The sequence below is a fragment of the Winogradskyella pacifica genome (genome assembly GCF_013403915.1).
Classification (GTDB): domain Bacteria; phylum Bacteroidota; class Bacteroidia; order Flavobacteriales; family Flavobacteriaceae; genus Winogradskyella; species Winogradskyella pacifica.
Map to the genome: position 1 here is coordinate 1 of NZ_JABFDI010000092.1, position 514 is coordinate 514.

The following is a 514-nucleotide window of genomic DNA, read 5'->3' on the forward strand; positions in this document are numbered from 1 at the left end:
CCTCAGCCGCCTCGAAGACGGTCCGTTCCGTTGGAGCCTTGTCGCCGGCCGCGTCGATGCGGTCGTGGTAGACGTAGAAGATCTGGTGCTGCTTATACAGTTCGCGCAGCTCGTCGCCGGACATTGCCAACGCTCCGGCGGCTGAAATGGCGTGCCCCTTCACCCTTTGCAGGATCTTGTCTCGATTTGCGGTGCCGTTCGTCGGCTTCCCGTCGGCGAGCACCGGAAGCGCCTCTGGGTCCAGCTCCAAATTCGATTGAGGAAGCAGCGAGGCCATGCCGAGTTGGGTGTAGCTCGGCAACACCCCGAGCACCGCCGAGAGAGACGCGTCGAAGCGGTCTTCGTTGCGGATCACGGAGGCGAGCTCTTCAGCCACCTCGTAGCGCATTCCGTCCGAGATGATGACCACCGCCTTGGTGCGGCCGTCCTTGACCACGGGTGCGACGTGGTTGTCGAAGAACTTGGCTTGAGATTCGAGCGCGGCCGACTTCCACTCGCCGGTCGGCTCCATTGC

Annotated in this window: 1 protein-coding gene; it reads right to left on the reverse strand. The window is 63.2% G+C overall.

Going from position 1 to position 514, the window contains the following annotated elements; translation table 11 throughout:
* Positions 1–514 (reverse strand): PglZ domain-containing protein (locus HM984_RS18155; RefSeq protein ID WP_179350137.1); only part of this gene is annotated, 514 nt, incomplete at both ends.